A 17,295-nucleotide genomic window follows, 5' to 3' on the forward strand; every position below is an offset into this window, starting at 1 on the left:
TATCTCATACCACTGAGTTGAAGGAGTCTGTATGCAACTGCCACGAGGTCGATTTCATCGCCTTTTTAAGTCCACGACAATTCGTGCCTTGATAGGGGAGATGGGATCGACACGGTTCACCGGGATCTGCACGATCATTCTTGGCAGTGAGCGTGCCACCCTGGTGCTGAACGAGGGTCTGGTGGTGCTTGCCGAATATGGGGGCATAAACGGGCAGCACGCACTGGATGCAGTGTTGAAGGGCGAAGAGAGCGAAGCGGCAGCAGAGTTGAATCTCCTGACATCTGAGCAGTTACAGCTCGCCCTGGAGTTCAACCGGCCGTTCGCCATCGCTGAACCCCGGATGGGAGACCAGAGAAGAACGTCGCCAGCGAAGGCTGCCCCGGGAAGGGCGAGACCGCCCGCCGGGTCGAAGAGAACCGGTGCGGCACCCTTGCCGGAGCACCGTCCGGGACCGTCCGCGGAGGGGCACCGGATCCCCATGCCGGGAGTGAGACTCGTGCAGGAGACGGCCACGGTCTTTCCACCCGAAAGCGATGAGATCGACACGCTCGTCCGGAACATGGAGGATATGGACGTTGAGCAGCTCGTCAATGATTTCAGGGTGAATTGCAAGGATATGCTCCGGAGAATTCACCTCGATCACCTCATCCAGGACGAAGATACGTAACAGGAGCTGATAACTGAATGGAATTAACAGGCATCGTCGAGGTTCTCCTCGGTATCATCACGGTGACGGTAATAGCCGGTTTCGCCGGCGTTCTGTACTTCCTCTCGAAGATCGACCGGGCACTCGCCCGGCAGCAGCCCGGGGGTACCGGCAGTTTCCCGGAGTCTCCGGGGGAGCCGGGCCCCGTCGGGCCCGCGAGGCCCCGGACAGCGCTCAATCTTCAAGCAACCGGGAGCCTTGAAGAATCCCTGGGCGCAATAGGCCAGAAGTACAGCCTTGCGTCCTTCACGCTCGCGACCGCAGACGGCCTCCTGATCGGCTCGACACGGCCCGGCAGCGAGGACGAGGCAGCCCGGTACAGTTTCCTCTACACCCAGGGAAGGCTGCAGGACGAGACCGGAGCAGAACTCCTGGGCATCCCCTATCGCGGGGAGACGGTGGTCGGCATCGCCCGCCCCTCAGAGCCCCTCTCCGCCGAAGAGATGAGCGCACTCGAAGAGGATACCCGGGATGCCCTGCGGCACTGGGTGTGAGGCCGATGAGCCAGAGCGTGTAACGAGTGATTCCATGGTAAAAGTGTATACAATTGCGTCCGGGAAAGGCGGTACCGGCAAAACGACGGTCACAGCCAACCTGGGGCCGATGCTGGCCCGGTACGGAAAGAAGACATGCATCCTGGATGCCGACGTCGGAATGGCAAATCTCGGCCTCATTTTAGGGCTTGAGGACCTGCCGGTGACCCTGCACGAGGTGCTGGCAGGCAAAGCGCGCGTCAGGGACGCCACCTACGATGGGCCGTTCGGCGTGAAGGTGGTCCCGTGCGGGCTCTCCCTGCAGGGCTTCCAGCAGTCGAACCCGGACCGGTTAAAAGATGTCATGACCGATCTCGTCAGTGAGTTCGACGTCCTGATCCTGGATGCTCCTGCGGGGATCAGCAGGGACGGGGTCATTCCGCTGACCATCGCCGACGGGGTGATTCTCGTCGTAAACCCCGAGATCTCCTCGATCGTCGATGCCATAAAGACGAAGATCCTGACCGAGACCGTCGGCGGGCACGTCGAAGGGGCGATCATCAACCGGGTTGTCGGCAGCGGGGACGAATTCAACCGCGCCCAGATGGAGAAACTCCTCGGCGTTCGGGTGCTCGGAATCATACCGGAAGACCCGAACGTGCGGCGGGCATCGGCCGGCAGGTCGCCCATCGTGGTGAAGTACCCGATGTCCGAGGCATCAAAGGCCTTCAAGCGCCTCTCCGCCGACATAGGCGGTATCGAGTACGTCGAGGATGCGGCGCCGGTCGTGCGGGAAGGGTTCGTCGATCGGCTGGCCCGTGCCCTCTTCCGGGCGAAGGCATAACGATTGAGGGTTACCCTCACCACCGCCATTTTTGTTGGTCGTTTGCGGTCCGCGGCATCCCGGCGCACGGGGTGTCGGCAGCTCCATGCGGCGAAGGTTCGAGGTCACCGACGCCCGGGGACCCCCCGTCCGGGCCTGCATGAAGCGCCGGGAACCCCGGATGGGTAAAACGCCCTGTTTTTCTGCCTTTTCTCTGCTGTAGATAAGAGGAGGCGGGCTGTTTACCCTAAGGCTCCCGTGAGCCCACGATCGGCCCGAAGATACCATGAAGATGAATAAAATCCCCTGGTTTCTGACTATAGAGGAAATATTCCGGCGAATCAACTATATATAATTATATTTTAATAGCAGGAGGTGGTAATCACATCCAGAGGCTCATAATGGATATACGTGTGGATAAGGACGCGTGCGTCGGGTGCGGCCTCTGCGTCAAAGACTGCCCGATGCACGTGTACGAACTCCAGGAAAAGGTGAGTGTACCGGTCAGGCCGAATAACTGCATGGGGTGCCTGTCCTGTCACGAGATCTGCCCGGCCCAGGCACTCGAGCACCGCGGCATCTACGCAGCGAAGAGGCATTACATCGACATCAAAGTCTGTGAGATGCTCCGGAAGGTGGTCTGATGAGCGCGGGCTATATCGATGAGTTGCACGAGGCGTTCCACTCCGATCTCGTCTACCGTCCCGAGGAGATCCCTCTCGAATGTTCGCCGCGGCCAAAGGAGATGGAACAGACGCTCCACGGCGTGATGAAACTCAACGGACTCGTTATCAGGTCGCTTGAAGAGATCGCAGGCAGGGGGGCAAACGCTGTCACCTACCGCGCCGGGAAGAAGTTCGGGCACGAGGTCGCCAAATACTTCCAGAAACGCGAGGACGTGGAGGGGGCGCTCCACGAACTCTCCGATCTGCTTCGCGGCCAGTACTCGTTCGAGGTCTGGAAACCCGAGGACAAGGAGACGTTCATCATCGAGGAGAACGGCGAGACCTTCATCTACCTCGTCTTCCACGACTGCATCGTCCGCCAGACGCTCCGGCGCAACGGTCTCGACCAGGGCGGCCCGCTCTGCCAGACACTCTTCGGCTACGTCGTGGGCGCAATCGAGGAGATCACCGGCAGAAAAGCCAAACTGGAGATCGTCCATACCGGCCCGAACGCCTGCTTGAAGAAACTGGTTCTGAAATGAGGCGGAATGATGAAGATCGCTATTGAGGAACTGGCAGGGTGTTCGGGGTGTACGATCGCGGTGCTCGATCTCCACGAGATGCTCCTCGACGTTGTCGCGGGGGCGGATATCGTCTACTCGCCCGTGATCATGGACGTAAAGGAACCCCCGGAAGGGATCGATATCGCGTTCGTGACGGGAGCGGTCCGGAACGTTGAGAACCAGGAGCGGCTCGAGAAGATCCGGAAACGGTCAAAGACGCTTGTGGCACTCGGGACCTGCGCCTGTTACGGGGGGATATCGGGCCTCTCGATGCTGAACTCGAACGCCGACCTCTTCTCGTGCGTCTACCGGGAGGTGGAGACGACGAAGCCCGACGGCGTCATCCCGACGGATGTGCCTCCGTTCCTCTACCGGGCGTTCGCGGTGGGCGACCTCGTCAAGGTCGATTATTACGTCACGGGCTGCCCGCCCAAAGAGGCGTTCCTGAAGAAGATCATCCCGGCTATGATCGCGGGAAACACCCTCGAACTCTCGCGAAAATCCGTCTGTTCGGAGTGCGACAGGACCATGGGCCCGGTCGAGAACTGGACGCTCTCGCGGCGGCACGAGGGGGTTCCCGACCGCGAGCACTGCCTGCTCGGGCAGGGCTACCTCTGTCTCGGGAGCGTCACCTTCGGGAGGTGTTCTGCGACCTGCCCGAAGAACGGCATCCCGTGCCACGGGTGCAACGGGCCGTCGCTCGACATCCTCCGCGAGCCCTGCCGGGACATCCACGGCATGATGGTCCGGAGGATCTCGGACCTCACCGATAAACCGGCAAAAGAGGTGGAGAAGGAACTCTACGACGTCGCCCACACGATGTATGCCTTCACCATCGGGAGCCTGATCATGGAGGATAAGGAGACATCAAAGATCCGGGACCTCGTCAAGGAGAGGAGCAGATGAAGGAGATCACGATCAGCCCGGTCACGAGGATTGAGGGCCATGCCGGCGTCAGGATCTTCCTCGACGACCGGGGTGCGGTCGACTCGGCCCACTTCCAGGTCGTCGAACTGAGAGGGTTTGAGAAGTTTCTCGTCGGGGCGGCGATCGAGGAGGCCCCCCGGATCACGCCCCGCATCTGCGGGATATGCCCCTCGGCACACCACCTGGCGGCGGCGAAGGCGACCGACCGGATCTTCGGCGTCGAACCGCCCGCGACCGGAAAGAAACTCAGGGAGCTCCTCAACATCGGTCAGTTCGTCCACTCTCACGCCCTTCACTTCTTCATGCTCGCGGCCCCCGACTTCATCCTGGGCCACGACGCGCCGGCAGGCGAGCGAAACGTCATCGGGCTTGCCCGCCACTCGCCCGAGATCGCAAAGAAAGCCATCACGGTCCGGAAGTTCGGCCAGCGCCTGACGGAAGCGGTCGGCGGCAAACCGATCCACCCGGCAAACGCTCTGCCGGGAGGGATGTCGGCGCCGCTCACGGAAGGGAAGCGGGCCGAACTCGCCGTTATGGCAGACGAGGCGCTCACCATCGCCCGTGAAGGATGGGATATTGCACGCAACCTCCTTGACGGCGTCGATACCGATATCGGGGCCGTCAAGACGGCGTTCATGGGTATGACCAATCACGGGCTCTACACGACCTGCGACGGGCCGGTTGCGATGCTCGACCCGGACGGGGGCAGGATCGGTTCGTTCTCCGGCGCCGAGTACACGAACTTCATCGAGGAGTACTCGGAGGACTGGTCCTACCTGAAGTTCGCCCGGTTCAAGGGCGGAGACTACTACCGGGTCGGGCCGCTCGCCCGGCTCAACATCGTGGAGAGGATGGGGACAGAGCATGCCGACGCTGCTCTCGCGGAGTACCGCGAGCGGTTCGGCACCGTCTCTCAGGCAGCGCTTGCCTACCACCTGGCGCGCTACATCGAGTTCATCGCCTCGTGCGAGCGGGCGGTGAACCTGCTCTCGGACCCCGGCATCACCGGGTCCGATGTACGGACCCCGGTCGGAAAGGTTGTAAACCGGCGAGGCGTCGGCATCATCGAGGCTCCCCGGGGGACCCTGATCCACGACTACACCGTCAACGAGGCCGGCCTCATCGAGCGGTGCAACCTGATCGTGGCGACCTGCCAGAACAACTACGCGATCGACCGGGGCGTGGAAGATATGGCGCGCCGGGTGGTGGAGAACGGGGCGTTGACCGAAGGGGCGGCAAACCGCATCGAGATGATCATCAGGGCATACGATCCCTGTATATCGTGCGCAACACACGCGATCGGCCGGATGCCCCTCCGGATCGAGTGCGTCAGACGAACGTGAGGCGATGGAGATGTTGAAACAGATTCTTGGGGAATTCCTGAAACTTGACGGGGTTACCGCCGCAGTCGTGGCGGGACGGGACGGCTTTGTGATCGAGAGCGTCGTTGCCGGAGACATCGACGTCGAGGCCCTGGGCGCCATGGCCTCGACCGGCATGGGTACGTCTGAAGCGATGAGCAACGAACTCGGCAAGGGAGAGATGTACCAGATGCTCGTCGAACTGGAGAACGGGCCCATCCTGCTCTCCCCGCTCTCGGAGGACGAGCTGATCGCCATCGTGGCGAACGCGAACGTCAACGTCGGGCGGATCCGGTACGAACTGAAGAAGAACAGGGATAGGATAACTGCTGCTCTGTGAGACGATGCTCCCGAACGGCGTCTCACTCGGGCGAATGCAGGGGCCTCTTGCGGCTCTTGCTTCAATCAGCCCTCATTTCACGGGAGCGGTGCGTATCGGCGGCACGGAAGGGACCGGTTTTGTTCTGGTCCAGGGCGGGACCCCATGTGCAGCCGCGTTCGAGAATGCCGGCGAAGACCTGCTGCTCAGCGGGGATAAGGCCTACAGCCACCTGCTCGGCCTGCCGTCGCTTACCTACGAACTCATCGCGTATACCGCCGAAGAGACCGAGGCGGCCCGGGACACCTCTCGTGAGATGGGGTGCCTGGTCAGCAAGGACGGTGCAAGACCCACCCCCCCGAACGGATCGGGTAGTGTGGACGGTCTTGAACAGGTCGCACGGCAGCCGGGCGTCATTGCCGTCTCGGTCTTCCACGAAGGGTTTGCCCTCCAGTCGCTCGGCACCGCGGACTTCGAGCAGGTGGCCGCGATCGCCGAAGACCTGCTCCGCGCCGGAACTCGTATCACCGCCGATATGGCGATGGGAGACCTCTCGCAGATGATCCTTGAGACCCCGGCAGGGAAACTGATCATCGCGCCCCACGGGGACCTCTCCCTCTGCATACTCGCAAAGCCCGACGCCAACCTCGGCCTGATCCGGCTTTCGATACGGGGCATGCAGGACGGGCCCGCCTGAGCGGCGCTGTACCGGGTCCGGCAGTCTCTTTTGCCATGCCCGGGGGCAGCCCCTGATCCCTTTTCCGACGCGGATCCATACGCCCCACCATCACAAACCCACACATTAATACATCTGGAATATGACGGAGGGTACATGCACCTCATCTTCACAACAGGGTCCCGGCAGACGGTATCCAGACCCTACCGGAGATCCAGGGAGCCCCGCTCCCGGGTGGTCGGATGAACTACTACCCCGTCCACTCCGGATACCCTTCGTATGCCACCGTGAACGCGGCAATCGAGGCTGTTTTTGTCGAACACGCACGAGGGAACGTCCAGATGCCGCCAAAGGTCTACGTGACGTTTGTCAAGACAGGAGACTTCCGGACGATGCCTGCCTACCTCCCGGCACTCGGGATCGCCGGGGTGAAGATCGTCAACGTCCACCCGCAGAACCGGGAGCACGGCCTCCCGACCGTCATGGCGCTCACGGTGCTCATCGATGTGATGACGGGCCTGCCGAAGGCTATCATTAACGCCACTGAACTTACGGCGATGCGCACCGGCGCGGCGGGTGCCGTCGCGGCAAAGCACCTCGCAACCCGGCACTCCGTCACCCTCGGCGTCATAGGGACCGGCCGGCAGGCAGAGGCGCTCGTGGAGGCGACAGCGGCGGCGCTCACGATTGAGGAGATCCGGGCCTGGAGCAGGACCGAGAAGAGCGCGGAAGCGTTTACGGCGCGCTACGCCGACTACAACGCCCGGAGCGCCTCGATCGAACGGGCCTGCGATTGTGACGTCCTGCTCACGACGACGCCGTCGAAAAGACCCCTTGTGATGGCAGACTGGGTCCACGACGGGACGCACATCAACGCTATCGGCGCAGACGCTCCGGGGAAGCAGGAACTGGACCCCGCACTCCTGCTGAAGGCGGAGGTCTTCGTCGACGATCCCGGGCAGGCGGTCCATTCGGGTGAGGTGAACGTCCCGATAAGTGCCGGCGTCTACGAGCCCGCCCTGATTGCAGGAACCCTCGGCGAGGTCGTCATCGGGAAGAAGGGACGATCGTCTCCCGACGCCATCACGGTCTTCGATTCCACCGGGCTTGCCATACAGGATCTCGCCATCGCCACCCTGGTTGTGCAGGAAGGGGACGGATACGAACTGCCGTTCCCCTGACGCTTGCACGAGGCCGGGTGATGGGGTGTCCATCTGTATGAATGAAGATGACCCCCCTTTGCCGGGCTTGCCCCCCAGCGCATAGCGGACGAGATCCGCCCGGCCCTCCTCGCCACGCTGGAAGGGGGCAGTGCGTGGCGATAGCCGGTGGGAAAAACATGCTTCGGGGCGCATACATCACATTTCCCAGTATCTCCCCGTGCAGTGGACCGTGAGGGTATCGCCTCTGGGGGAGGGGCCGACGGGGAGGGGGGAGCATCCCCCCTTCCCTGTCTCTACCCCGTAAAGAATATCTGTAACCCCCACCCCGCCCGGCCTCCGGCCTCCTCGCTCGCACCTGCGGTGCTCATGCTCTGGCCCTACGGCCCATCGCACCTCGCCCCGTGGGGGCGGGGGCAGTGCGTGGCGATAGTCCCACGGTCCACCGGTCCGGTGCGAGTGGTGACGGCGCAGAGCACACCTGGCCGAAGGCGTAACATTCCTGAGAACGATTGCCCGTAGGACGCGACGGTTCGCTAGAACTGGAGCGTGAGCACCGAAGAAAAGCCGCCGGGAAGGGAGTTACTCGTCCCTCCCGGCTCCGTATGGGGCAAGCGGTTACTCGTCCTTCTCCGGCTGCGCGAATGCTTTCCAGACTTGCTCCCGGTAGACGGGGCCGCTGTTGTAGGTGCAGAACGGGATAACGCGGCCGTCCGGGGTCGCGTAGTGGATGCAGCACCTCTGCACCCGGTCAAGGTCGTAGTTGTAGGAGTCCATGAAGTGCATCGTGCCGATGAAGAGGGCGTTCCAGTGGAACTCGCGCAGCGCCTCGAAATCCTGCATGATCAGGGCTTTTCCAATCAGTTTTGTGAACTCTGCGGTGTTCTTCTGCTCTGCTTTCCTTGTGGAGGTATAGAGGTCCTTGACCCCCTCGACGAGGGTCATATACTTGTTGAGCGACCCGCCTTTCGCGAGTTTCGTCGCCATCTTCTCGATCGACTCAAAGAAGGTGTCGACATCAACCATCTTGTTGACCGGGACCATCCCCTCATCGGTGACGAAGACGTAGGTCGCCGCACCGCAATGCTGGTGCGTGGTGAACCTGATCTGGGCTTTGCCCGTATATGCCTCGACCAGTCTCGAGATCGGGACGACGCAGGGCACGGGGTAGAAGTAGTCTTTCTTGATAACACCGTCCGTCTGCTCCTCGATTCGCTGTGCAAGTTCCGGGATGGTGATCCGCTCTTTCCTCACATCGTCCTCGCTTGCAGCCCCCGTGAACGCCACGGGCTGGAAGTTGACGCCCCGGATGGTCTTGATATGCTCTGCGGCATACCTGACGATGGCGCCCACCTCGTGGTCGTTCCTGCCCTTGATGACCGTGGGCACCAGCACCACCCCAAGACCGATCTTCTCGCAGTTCTCTATGGCCCGCCGGTCGCTCGCGAGTTTTGCGTTGGTCTCGCGCGTTATGCCGTCGAAGTGCAGGTAGACGGTGGAGAGCCCCGCCTCCTTCAGTTGCAGGGCGTAATCAGGCTCCTGCGCGATCCTGATGCCGTTTGTTGCGACCTGCACCTGGGACATCCCGAGTTCTTTCGCTTTCCTGACGATCTCCGGGAGATCGTCGCGCATCGTCGGTTCACCGCCCGAAAACTGGACGGCGGGCGTCGGTACGGGTTTCTCCTCGCGCAACATGGAGAGCATCCCGACAACCTGGTCGAAGGTCGGTTCGTAGACGTAACCGCATGCCCGGGCGTTTGCAAAGCAGAAATCACAGTTGAGATTACACCGGTTCGTCAGGTCGATATTGGCAAGCAACGTCGTCGACCGGTGGTTCTCACAGACACCGCAGTCATTCGGGCACCCCGCCGGAGAAATGGTCTTCTGAGGGTTTGATATTCCTTTTCCGATGCTCTCGTAGGCATCGAACCTCCGGTACATCTCCGCGTCCGACCAGTAGAGAGCCCGGTACACGCCGTGCTCAGGGCAGGTACGGACCAGCCAGACCTCCCCCTCTTCCTCAACGATATCAGCGTCGAGTACACGCCCGCACGTTGGACAGAGGCTTTTTGTCTTTTTTATCAGCATTCTCTCACCGTGCCCATCGTTCATTCGTATCTCATATTTCGACACGTTAATCTTTATAATTACTGATTGTACTGGGTATTGACGTTCATCGATGCGAACATCGGACTCTGGCTCGTCTCCGCGCTCGCCGCGCTCTGGATCATGATTCCGGCATACGTGCCGAACTCAGCGGCTGCAGTCTTCGGCGGCGGGACACCCATCGACTTCGGAAAGAGATTCCGGGACGGGCGACGGATCTTTGGCGACGGCAAGACCTACCGGGGGTTCTTCGGCGGCGTCCTCTGCGGCGTACTCGCGGGTCTCATCGAGATCTGGGTCTCCTCCTCGTTTGGCCTGACCGGACTCCCTCATCAGACGTTCCTCTCGGTGACGCTCCTCGCGACGGGCGCGCTCCTCGGTGACCTCACGAAGAGCTTCCTGAAACGGAGGCTGGGCAAGGATCGGGGCGAATCCTGGCCCCTTGCCGACCAATACGATCTGGTTATCGGTGCCTTCCTGATCATCCTCCTGATTGACTCCAGGTGGTTGTTTGAGAACATTACCTTACCCATTGCGATCTGGATCGTCATCATGACCCCCCTTCTCCACCGAATAGTGAACATTATCGGGTATTACATCGGAGTAAAAGAGGTACCATGGTGAACCCAATCACGACACTGTTGCTTGAAAGCGGGGCTATCGAGTTCGGGGACTTTCTCCTCGCCTCGGGAGCCCGGAGCTCCTACTACATCGACATAAAGGCTGCAACAACGAACCCCACCATCCTTGCGGCAATCGGGAACGCCATTGCCGGCTGCCAGGAGTTCGAGATGGTGGCCGGGGTGGCGGTCGGCGCCGTACCGATCGCCGTCGCCGTCTCGCTTGCGAGCGGCCGGCCGTATGCCATCATCAGAAAGGCAGAGAAAGACCACGGCAAAGCCGGGGCGATCATCGGTGATGTGAGCGGCAAGAACGTGCTGCTGGTCGAGGACGTGACCACCTCCGGGGGAAGCGCTCTCTACGGCATTTCAGCACTGCGTGCCGCGGGTGCGCACGTCGACCGGGTCGTGACCGTCGTTGACCGCGAGGCTGGCGCCCGGGAGGCGCTTGCAGAAAAAGGTGCGTCACTTCTTGCGCTTGTGCGGGTCAGTGAGCTTCTGGACGGATAAACATTTTTTAAGGGCGGGCAAATAGATGGATATGAAAATACTCGTTGTAGGCGGTGGTGGCAGGGAGCATGCGATCACCAGGGCACTTTCCTGCAACAGCGGCGTGAGAATATTTTCTGTCATGGCACGCAACAATCCGGGAATAGCCCGGCTCGCAGAACGGGTGCTCCTCGAGAACGAGACCAATATCCCGGAGATAGTAGGATTCACCACCGAGAATGCCCTCGACGTTGCGGTCATCGGACCGGAGGCCCCCCTCGAGGCAGGTGTCGTCGATCGCCTCGAAGCGGCGGGAATACCCTGTGTGGGGCCGACCCGCGCCGCGGCCCAAATCGAGACGGATAAGGCGTTCTGCCGCCGGCTGATGGAGCGGCACGGGATCGCGGGGTGCCCGGAGTACCGGGTCTGCCACGACCCGGAGGAGGCACGGCGATTCATCGAGACATACGACGGCGACCTCGCCATCAAGCCCATCGGGCTGACCGGAGGGAAGGGCGTCCGGATCATGGGCGAGCATCTCGATGCCGCAGGGGCGATCGAGTATGTCCGGGAGCTCGGGGGAGATGTCGTGCTGGAAGAGCGGCTCCTCGGGGAGGAGTTCACTCTCCAGGCATTTGTCGACGGCGAGCACCTGGTGCCCATGCCGCTCGTGCAGGACCACAAACGGGCATACGAGGGGGACGTGGGGCCGAATACCGGCGGGATGGGTTCATACTCCATGCCGGACCACATGCTCCCCTTCGTCACCCGCTCGAACTACGAGAACGCGCTCCGGATCATGGAGGATACGGTCGCGGCCATGCGGGACGAGGGAACGCCGTACCGGGGGATTCTCTACGGCCAGTTCATGAACACCCGCGACGGCCCGAGGGTCATCGAGTTCAACGCCCGCTTCGGGGACCCTGAGGCGATGAACGTTCTCTCGCTCCTGGAATCGGACTTTTCCGCGATCGTCCGCCACATCATCAAGGGGGACCTCTCGCCGTCGCACGTCCGGTTCGCGAACCAGGCGACGGTCTGCAAGTATCTCGTCCCCGAAGGCTATCCGGCGGCACCGGTGACTCACGCGCCTCTCACCATCGGCGACTCCGGCGACGCCCTGCTCTACTACGCAAACGTCGAGGAGCAGGACGGGACGCTCTATACCCGGAGATCGCGGACGCTTGCGTTCGTCGGGAGGGGCGAGACACTTGACGAGGCCGAGACGATCGCTGAAACGGCGGCATCCTCGGTATCAGGGCGCGTCTTCCACCGCAGGGATATCGGCACCCGGGAGGTTCTCGATAGGCGATGCCGGCACATGAAGGAGATTGCATGAAGAAGGATTTTCTCTCGATCATCGATATCGACGAGTACGAACTTGAGAGTATCGTCACCGACGCAGTGCGCTTAAAAAGGCTGAAGTGTGCGGGGACCGCACACGAGCTCCTCAGGGGAAAGAGCCTCGGGATGATCTTTGAGAAGGCGTCCACCCGCACCAGGGTATCGTTCGAGGTGGGGATGACCGACCTCGGCGGTCATGCGCTCTTCTTAAACCCCCAGGATATGCAGCTCGGGCGGGGCGAAGAGATCCGGGATACGGCACGGGTGCTCGCCCGCTACGTCGACGCGGTGATGATCCGCGCCTACGAGCACGCCACTATCGAGGAGTTCGCCCGCTACTCGACCGTCCCGGTCATCAACGGCTTATCCGACCGGCTGCACCCCTGCCAGGTGCTGGCCGACATCATGACCTTGAGCGAGCGGTTCGGCGATCTTCGCGGCCTGAAACTCGCGTGGATCGGGGACGGCAACAACGTCTGCAACTCGTGGATACTCTCATCGATCCTGACCGGGATGGAGATCGCGGTCGCAAGCCCCCCCGGGTACCGGCCGAAGGACGCGGTCGTCGATCAGGCACGGGCGGCAGGGAGCAGGGTCAGCGTCGTCACGGACCCGGAGGAAGCGGTCCGCGATGCGGATGTCCTCTACACCGACATCTGGGTCTCGATGGGCGACGAGCGGGAGCGGGCCGAGCGCCTGCGGGCCCTCAAACGTTACACGATCGATTCCCGCCTTCTTGCACGGGCACCACCCAACGCTCTCGTGATGCATTGCCTCCCCGCTCACCGGGGAGAGGAGATCACCGACGAGGTGATGGAAGGGTCGCAGAGCATCGTCTGGGACCAGGCCGAGAACCGGCTTCACGCCCAGAAGGCGCTGCTCCTGCGGCTGATCGCCGGTGGGATGCCTTCGGCGGAGTGAGGAGAAGAAGAGAACATCCATTTTTGGGATAGCCGCCGGACCGGTCCGGGCATGATCCCCGACCGGGACCGGATCATACTGTTCGAAAACATCCACAACCGGGAACGCCCGGCATCACGAATAAGAAAAAAAAGGTATTATTCCGCGACGAACTCATTGAGCCGCGCGAGAAGATATGTCTGCACTTCTTCGACAACCGCTCGCTTCCCGCGGAACGCCAGCAGTTCGCGTGCGTCCCCGTCCATGTTCGCAAACGTCATCTTCTGCGCCCGCCGCACCACTTCCACGTCGTACTTCTCAACGACATCGTAGATCATCTTGCGGGGTACGCCCGGGGGAACGAGCAGATCGAACAATTCTTCGTCAGTCATCAATGATCATATCCTACTTTCCTATTTTGATCCGACGAGACATAATACATGGCCCGCCCCGCACCCCGCCGAGCGGGGTCTTGGGTTTCCCGAGGGAGTTCATGCACCGCCCCATCAGTGCCGCACCCCGGGCAAGGCCGTCGTCAACAAAGACCAGGTGGTCGTTGGGGGTGTCGTAGAGGTTCCGTTCGGTGACACCCTCGACGATGTACTCGGGCTTTCTCCCCGAGATCGCCGCCCGCCCGGTGAACCCGATCGATGAGTTCGGCGGAACCATCCCTCTCTCGACGGCGACATCGATGAGCCGGAGCGCCATCCTCGCGCAGACCCGGTCGACGACCTCGGTCAGCATACCCATGCCGTATTTCTCGTAGAGTTCGTGCCCGATCTCCTCAAGAGCCGGCATCTCGCTGCCGTTGACGCCCGAGTCGCACCCGATGAGAGCGACGCCCGACTTATCGGCCACCTCGGCGCAGACCGGGACCCGCCCGAACCTCGTCCGGTCGGGGGGGACGATCCGGATATCGATGTGCTCGTGACACCGGTCGACGTATTCCTCGACGACGGAACGCTTCCTGCCCCCGAACGCGCCCTTGATGCTGTGATCGCCGAAGAGGTCGAGGGCCGTTCCCGTCCGGTTCTTCACGAGCCCGGTGCCCCGGACGATCGCATCCGGTATGGCACCCGCAAGCCCGCAGAAGTTCCCGATCGTCTGGGCGAACGGGTTGGGCTCATTCGGAGCGACATCGCTTGTGATCCGTCCGTCAAGCGTGGTCCCGAAGTCGATGGAGATGCAGGGGTTGCGAAAGTCGACCGGCGTCCATTTGGCACCCTCCTTGATGCCCGCCATCGCAAGTTCCCCTTCCATCTCGTTTGCCACCATCTCCACGCCGGTGCATCCGATCGGCGGCACGACGCCGGCTACCGCGCCAACGAAGACCAGCCGGTCGGCAAACGAGAACTGCCGGAGTTTCGGGGGGAGGTTGTCGATCGACATCGGCGGCGTCATCTTCCGCGGGGGAACCCCGGCTTCGAGGCAGCCGTTTGCAAGGGCGATGATGAAGTCCCCGACCTGGTCGGGCGAGTCCATCGCCGCCACAACACCGGTACTCCTGACGACGAAGTCGAGATCGTCCTTGATGCTCAGGTGAACCTCGTTGTGGCACTGGATCAGGGTATCACGCACCAGTTCCGTAACCGACTCGCGCGTCAGCTCCGTGCCGTCCAGGGTTGCCCCGAAGACCGTCTCGCCCGGTTTTGGCGGCCGGACGTCACGGCTCATGGTCACGGTCTTGTTGATGACGTAAGACCTGCCTGTCTCCAGGCTCGTGCCGGTCAGGATGCACTTTGTCGTCGTATTGCCCATCTCAACAGACGCCACGATAAAATAAGGCTTCACCCGGTACTCGGGAACACCGTTGCCCGGTCCGTGGGAGAGCGATGGCGGAGGCGGGCTTTCGACGATATGCGGAGTAGGTTTGAAAAAGCGCTCCAAAAAGCGGGCACACATAGTAGTCTTTTCCCTGTCTCGCGGCTTATATTTTTCCATACTCCCCTACGGCGTCCGGGACCCGCAGAGTGAGCAAAAGATTGAGGGGGTCCCGCACAGGTGACGGGCAGCAGTATACCGATTTTTCGGGAGGGTTCTGCTGATTCAGGTAGATGTCTGGGTTTGGAGGCCGCCACCCCTCTCGAACCTCAGGAGTTCGCTGTCGTTGCGCGACCCCGGCAGAGCGCTTATATATGCACGGCGCGGATATCCTCGTTACCGGAAAGGTCCCGGCGCGACGAAGCGCCCGTTCCGCTTCCGGGAGAGGTGAACCATATGGTTGCGCTTTCAGGTGAGATTAAGGAAGTATTCGGCAAAGTCAAAGTCATGCCGATGGCCACGGCATCGAAGAGCGGCGTCCCGAACGTGGCGCCGATGGCATCGATCCAGCTCGTCGGCGACGACACCGTCTGGATCATGGACAACTACATGGTAAAGACGCTTGAGAACCTCAAAGAGAACCCGGTGGTGGCTCTCTACTTCTACGACCCGGACTCCAAGCGCTGCTTCCAGATAAAAGGCTCGACGGAGATCAAGACGTCCGGCCCCGATTACGAGAAGTTCCGCGATCAGGTGAGGACAAAGAGCCACAAATATCCGGCGAAATCGCTCATCGTCATCACGATCACCGACGTCTTCGAATGTACACCGGGAAAAGAGGCAGGGAAGAAGGTGCTCTAAGCACCCTTTAACGTTTCTTGAGGTTCTGGAAGAGGCGCGCCTGCAGTCCGAAGTAGTTCGAGAACCCGACGGCGTGGTTCTGGTCGATCGTCGTCGAGTCGAAGGAGACCAGGTCGTCGGAGTACAACGCAAGGTCCGAGCTCCGGCCGAGCACCTTCAGGCCGCCCTTATACAGGCCGACGTCCACGGTGCCGCTGGCCCGCTCTTGCGTCTTGTCGATGAACGCGTTCAGTGCGTAGAAGAGCGGTTCGTGCACGAGACCCATGTAGGCGAGCTCGGACCACTTGTCGTCGACGATATGCTTGAACGCGAGTTCCGAGCGGGTCAGGACGAGGTGCTCAAGGTCACGGTGCGCGGCAAGAAGGACGGTTGCGGCCGGGTGCTCGTAGTTCTCCCGGGCCTTCAGGCCGAGGACCCGGTCCTCGATCATATCGTTGCGGCCAACGCCGTTCCTTCCCGCGATCCGGTTCAGCTCTTTGATCAGGGCGATGCCGGGAAGGCTCTTCCCGTTGAGAGCGACCGGGATGCCCTTCTCGAACTCGATCCGGACCTCCTCCATGACGTCGGGGGCGTCCTTCGGCGAGACCGTCCAGGCATAGATCTCCTCAGGCGGGTGGAAGGCCGGGTCTTCGAGGTTGCCGCCCTCGATGCTCCGGCTCCAGAAGTTCTCGTCGATGCTGTAGGGCTTGTCTTTTGCCACGGTCACCGGGACGTTGTGCTCCTGCGCGTAGCAGATCTCCCACTCGCGGGTCAGGTTCATCTCCCGCATCGGTGCGACGATATCGTATCCGGCGGACCTGAAGATGAAGTCGAACCGGAGCTGGTCGTTTCCTCTGCCGGTACACCCGTGTGCGATCTTTGACGCGCCTTCCTTCTCTGCAACCTTCACGATCTCTTCGGCGATCAGCGGACGGGCAAGCGCCGTACCCATCGGATACCCCTCATAGGATCCGTTCGCCTTGATCGAGGGGAAGATGCAGTCCGCTACAAACTTCTCCCTGGCATCGATGGTATAGTGCTTGTCTGCAAGTTTCCGGCCCTTCTCTGTTGCCCGGGCGATATCCTCTTCGGGCTGGCCCACGTCGACGGCAACGGTGACGATCTCGTCAAATCCGTAGTGCTCGCGCAGGAGGGGGATACAGATGGAGGTGTCGAGACCTCCCGAAAATGCTAGGACGACTTTTCCCTTTTCCATGGTACTGATCACCGCGTTCCTGGTTTCTGTCTGAGAGACAGACTGGAGTAATCTACATTATTATGACCTTTCACCCAATAAATGAACTGGTATGGATGGGCGCACCGGGAGAAACCGGAACCGTTACCGGGATTCCCGGGGTCGGAGATGGTGGAATGTGGAGTGCATGGGACACGCCCCATGACGGTCCGTTGCGCCGGGACCTCCGGCATAAAGGATTGGCAGATAGAAATCCGGGAAAATGAACATTACACAGCAAACAATCGTCAGACCGCCTATAATTCACAGGATAACGAGCATGACAGCACTTAATTTCAGAATACACCGCAAAATGTCTGAAAAA

19 protein-coding genes are annotated in these 17,295 nt (G+C 61.3%); 15 read left to right on the forward strand and 4 right to left on the reverse strand.

All coding sequences use genetic code 11. The features are described 5' to 3' along the window. Positions 1-100: 100 nt before the first annotated feature. The 10 genes from PLN84_RS02715 to PLN84_RS02760 all read left to right on the forward strand — a co-directional run bounded on the left by PLN84_RS02715 (position 101) and on the right by PLN84_RS02760 (position 7,697). Positions 101-670 (forward strand): hypothetical protein, encoded by a 570-nt coding sequence (locus tag PLN84_RS02715; RefSeq protein ID WP_292385386.1) that lies wholly within the window; start codon positions 101-103, stop codon positions 668-670. A 17-nt stretch (positions 671-687) separates the two neighbouring features. Next, entirely contained in the window at positions 688-1,203 is a 516-nt protein-coding gene (locus PLN84_RS02720) for a hypothetical protein (protein ID WP_292385384.1), read from the forward strand. A gap of 34 nt (positions 1,204-1,237) precedes the next feature. Beyond that, positions 1,238-2,026, forward strand: coding sequence for a cell division ATPase MinD (gene minD, locus PLN84_RS02725; protein ID WP_292385382.1), 789 nt, complete (start codon positions 1,238-1,240; stop codon positions 2,024-2,026). Between the two features lie 392 nt (positions 2,027-2,418). Then, positions 2,419-2,649 (forward strand): 4Fe-4S dicluster domain-containing protein, encoded by a 231-nt coding sequence (locus PLN84_RS02730; protein ID WP_292385380.1) that lies wholly within the window; start codon positions 2,419-2,421, stop codon positions 2,647-2,649. Continuing rightward, a complete protein-coding gene (locus tag PLN84_RS02735) occupies positions 2,649-3,212 on the forward strand; it encodes a hydrocarbon binding protein (contains V4R domain) (RefSeq protein WP_292385378.1) in 564 nt (187 codons plus the stop codon). Before PLN84_RS02730 ends, PLN84_RS02735 begins: the two co-directional genes overlap by 1 nt. A 6-nt stretch (positions 3,213-3,218) precedes the next feature. Then, positions 3,219-4,139 (forward strand): F420-nonreducing hydrogenase, encoded by a 921-nt coding sequence (locus PLN84_RS02740; RefSeq protein WP_292558824.1) that lies wholly within the window; start codon positions 3,219-3,221, stop codon positions 4,137-4,139. Then, on the forward strand, positions 4,136-5,503 hold the full coding sequence (locus PLN84_RS02745; RefSeq protein WP_292385373.1) for a Ni/Fe hydrogenase subunit alpha: 1,368 nt from the start codon (positions 4,136-4,138) through the stop codon (positions 5,501-5,503). Before PLN84_RS02740 ends, PLN84_RS02745 begins: the two co-directional genes overlap by 4 nt. A 10-nt stretch (positions 5,504-5,513) precedes the next feature. Next, the gene (locus PLN84_RS02750) at positions 5,514-5,861 is read left to right on the forward strand and encodes a roadblock/LC7 domain-containing protein (protein WP_292385371.1); all 348 of its coding nucleotides are present in this window, start codon (positions 5,514-5,516) and stop codon (positions 5,859-5,861) included. Between the two features lie 4 nt (positions 5,862-5,865). Beyond that, positions 5,866-6,537, forward strand: a complete 672-nt coding sequence (locus tag PLN84_RS02755; RefSeq protein WP_292385369.1) for a roadblock/LC7 domain-containing protein — start codon at positions 5,866-5,868, stop codon at positions 6,535-6,537. A 221-nt stretch (positions 6,538-6,758) separates the two neighbouring features. Continuing rightward, a complete protein-coding gene (locus PLN84_RS02760; protein WP_292385367.1) occupies positions 6,759-7,697 on the forward strand; it encodes an NAD(P)-binding domain-containing protein in 939 nt (312 codons plus the stop codon). Positions 7,698-8,294: 597 nt separating this feature from the next. Here the strand turns inward: PLN84_RS02760 and tes are convergent. Beyond that, the gene (gene tes / locus PLN84_RS02765) at positions 8,295-9,764 is read right to left on the reverse strand and encodes a tetraether lipid synthase Tes (protein ID WP_292385365.1); all 1,470 of its coding nucleotides are present in this window, start codon (positions 9,762-9,764) and stop codon (positions 8,295-8,297) included. Between the two features lie 141 nt (positions 9,765-9,905). On the opposite strand from tes, the gene PLN84_RS02770 reads away from it, so the two are divergent. From PLN84_RS02770 to argF, 4 genes are read left to right on the forward strand one after another with little or no spacing between them, the layout of a single operon-like run. Then, the gene (locus PLN84_RS02770) at positions 9,906-10,406 is read left to right on the forward strand and encodes a CDP-2,3-bis-(O-geranylgeranyl)-sn-glycerol synthase (RefSeq protein ID WP_292385418.1); all 501 of its coding nucleotides are present in this window, start codon (positions 9,906-9,908) and stop codon (positions 10,404-10,406) included. Then, a complete protein-coding gene (gene pyrE / locus PLN84_RS02775) occupies positions 10,400-10,912 on the forward strand; it encodes an orotate phosphoribosyltransferase (protein WP_292385362.1) in 513 nt (170 codons plus the stop codon). The genes PLN84_RS02770 and pyrE overlap by 7 nt, the downstream gene beginning before the upstream one ends. Positions 10,913-10,937: 25 nt before the next feature. Next, positions 10,938-12,230 carry a phosphoribosylamine--glycine ligase gene (purD, locus tag PLN84_RS02780; RefSeq protein ID WP_292385360.1) on the forward strand — a complete coding sequence of 431 codons (1,293 nt, stop codon included), beginning with the start codon at positions 10,938-10,940 and terminating at the stop codon, positions 12,228-12,230. Beyond that, on the forward strand, positions 12,227-13,156 hold the full coding sequence (gene argF, locus PLN84_RS02785) for an ornithine carbamoyltransferase (RefSeq protein WP_292385358.1): 930 nt from the start codon (positions 12,227-12,229) through the stop codon (positions 13,154-13,156). Before purD ends, argF begins: the two co-directional genes overlap by 4 nt. A gap of 137 nt (positions 13,157-13,293) precedes the next feature. On the opposite strand, the gene PLN84_RS02790 is transcribed toward argF, so the two are convergent. After that, complete coding sequence (locus PLN84_RS02790; protein ID WP_292385356.1) at positions 13,294-13,527, reverse strand: hypothetical protein; 234 nt, start codon at positions 13,525-13,527, stop codon at positions 13,294-13,296. A 13-nt stretch (positions 13,528-13,540) separates the two neighbouring features. After that, the gene (locus tag PLN84_RS02795; protein WP_292385354.1) at positions 13,541-15,037 is read right to left on the reverse strand and encodes a methanogenesis marker 14 protein; all 1,497 of its coding nucleotides are present in this window, start codon (positions 15,035-15,037) and stop codon (positions 13,541-13,543) included. Positions 15,038-15,352: 315 nt separating this feature from the next. On the opposite strand from PLN84_RS02795, the gene PLN84_RS02800 reads away from it, so the two are divergent. Further along, complete coding sequence (locus PLN84_RS02800) at positions 15,353-15,757, forward strand: pyridoxamine 5'-phosphate oxidase family protein (protein WP_292385352.1); 405 nt, start codon at positions 15,353-15,355, stop codon at positions 15,755-15,757. Between the two features lie 7 nt (positions 15,758-15,764). Here the strand turns inward: PLN84_RS02800 and PLN84_RS02805 are convergent, their stop codons facing one another. Then, positions 15,765-16,952, reverse strand: coding sequence for an argininosuccinate synthase (locus PLN84_RS02805; protein ID WP_292385350.1), 1,188 nt, complete (start codon positions 16,950-16,952; stop codon positions 15,765-15,767). Positions 16,953-17,295 lie beyond the last annotated feature (343 nt).

It is taken from the genome of Methanoculleus sp. (genome assembly GCF_035363275.1).
Taxonomy (GTDB): Archaea; Halobacteriota; Methanomicrobia; order Methanomicrobiales; family Methanoculleaceae; genus Methanoculleus.

Bases quoted from the DNA above. Each gene is read 5' to 3' on its own strand.
- tes (WP_292385365.1), bottom strand. From the start codon at position 9,764: ATGCTGATAAAAAAGACAAAAAGCCTCTGTCCAACGTGCGGGCGTGTA.
- pyrE (WP_292385362.1), top strand. From the start codon at position 10,400: ATGGTGAACCCAATCACGACACTGTTGCTTGAAAGCGGGGCTATCGAG.
- PLN84_RS02745 (WP_292385373.1), top strand. From the start codon at position 4,136: ATGAAGGAGATCACGATCAGCCCGGTCACGAGGATTGAGGGCCATGCC.
- PLN84_RS02740 (WP_292558824.1), top strand. From the start codon at position 3,219: ATGATGAAGATCGCTATTGAGGAACTGGCAGGGTGTTCGGGGTGTACG.
- PLN84_RS02735 (WP_292385378.1), top strand. From the start codon at position 2,649: ATGAGCGCGGGCTATATCGATGAGTTGCACGAGGCGTTCCACTCCGAT.
- PLN84_RS02800 (WP_292385352.1), top strand. From the start codon at position 15,353: ATGGTTGCGCTTTCAGGTGAGATTAAGGAAGTATTCGGCAAAGTCAAA.
- minD (WP_292385382.1), top strand. From the start codon at position 1,238: ATGGTAAAAGTGTATACAATTGCGTCCGGGAAAGGCGGTACCGGCAAA.
- PLN84_RS02770 (WP_292385418.1), top strand. From the start codon at position 9,906: ATGATTCCGGCATACGTGCCGAACTCAGCGGCTGCAGTCTTCGGCGGC.
- purD (WP_292385360.1), top strand. From the start codon at position 10,938: ATGGATATGAAAATACTCGTTGTAGGCGGTGGTGGCAGGGAGCATGCG.
- PLN84_RS02715 (WP_292385386.1), top strand. From the start codon at position 101: ATGGGATCGACACGGTTCACCGGGATCTGCACGATCATTCTTGGCAGT.
- PLN84_RS02750 (WP_292385371.1), top strand. From the start codon at position 5,514: ATGTTGAAACAGATTCTTGGGGAATTCCTGAAACTTGACGGGGTTACC.
- PLN84_RS02755 (WP_292385369.1), top strand. From the start codon at position 5,866: ATGCTCCCGAACGGCGTCTCACTCGGGCGAATGCAGGGGCCTCTTGCG.
- PLN84_RS02760 (WP_292385367.1), top strand. From the start codon at position 6,759: ATGAACTACTACCCCGTCCACTCCGGATACCCTTCGTATGCCACCGTG.
- PLN84_RS02795 (WP_292385354.1), bottom strand. From the start codon at position 15,037: ATGTGTGCCCGCTTTTTGGAGCGCTTTTTCAAACCTACTCCGCATATC.
- argF (WP_292385358.1), top strand. From the start codon at position 12,227: ATGAAGAAGGATTTTCTCTCGATCATCGATATCGACGAGTACGAACTT.
- PLN84_RS02790 (WP_292385356.1), bottom strand. From the start codon at position 13,527: ATGACTGACGAAGAATTGTTCGATCTGCTCGTTCCCCCGGGCGTACCC.
- PLN84_RS02805 (WP_292385350.1), bottom strand. From the start codon at position 16,952: ATGGAAAAGGGAAAAGTCGTCCTAGCATTTTCGGGAGGTCTCGACACC.
- PLN84_RS02720 (WP_292385384.1), top strand. From the start codon at position 688: ATGGAATTAACAGGCATCGTCGAGGTTCTCCTCGGTATCATCACGGTG.